Below are 927 nucleotides of genomic sequence, written 5' to 3' on the forward strand. Positions count from 1 at the left end.
GAGATGATCGGCTTCGCCGCGGAGCGCCTGATGGAGCTGGAGATCGGCGCCCACACCGGTGCCGAATGGGGCGAGAAGAGCAAGGATCGTCTGGCACAGCGCAACGGCTACCGCGAGCGCGACTGGGAGACCCGAGCCGGCACCGTCGAGTTGCGTATCCCGCGCCTTCGCACCGGCAGCTACTTCCCGAGCTTCCTGGAGCCGCGGCGGATGGCCGAGAAGGCGCTGACCGCCGTCATCCAGGAGGCCTACATCCAGGGCATCTCGACGCGCTCGGTCGACGATCTGGTGAAGTCGCTCGGGATGAGCGGGATCTCGAAGAGCCAGGTCAGCCGACTGTGCGAGGAAATCGACGAACGGGTGAAGGCCTTCCTCGATCGCCCGATCGAAGGCGACTGGCCCTATCTGTGGATCGACGCGACCTACCTGAAGGTCCGCCAGAACGGGCGGATCGTGTCGGTGGCGGTGATCGTCGCGGTCGGCGTCAACACCGACGGTCGGCGCGAGGTGCTCGGCATGGACATCGGACCGTCGGAGGCCGAGACGTTCTGGACCGGCTTCCTCCGCAAGCTCGCGCGCCGGGGCCTGCGCGGCGTCGCCTACATGAGCTTTCCCGCCCCACATCGGGCGAAGCTGCACAGCACCAACCCGCTCGAACGCCTCAACGGCGAGATCAAGCGCCGAACCGAGGTCGTCGGCATCTTCCCCAACGAAGATGCCATCGTCCGGTTGGTCGGGGCGATCCTGCTCGAACAGAACGACGAATGGGCCGTCCAACGCTCCCGCTACATGACGCTGGAAACGATCGCCGCCATCGACGATGATCCTGCCGTCCTCGGCCTGCCGAACATGGCGGCCTGAGGACGCCGCCCATATCGGCGCGCCCGCTGGCCACCGGTCAGCTACACCACCTCTCGGGACACGATC

The 927-nt window shown here is 66.8% G+C and carries 1 protein-coding gene; it reads left to right on the forward strand.

The features are described from left to right. The coding region (locus EYW49_RS22860) for an IS256 family transposase (protein WP_131312045.1) at positions 1–861 on the forward strand (861 nt) is incomplete at its 5' end. Positions 862–927 lie beyond the last annotated feature (66 nt).

Source organism: Siculibacillus lacustris (genome assembly GCF_004328075.1).
GTDB lineage: Bacteria > Pseudomonadota > Alphaproteobacteria > Rhizobiales > Ancalomicrobiaceae > Siculibacillus > Siculibacillus lacustris.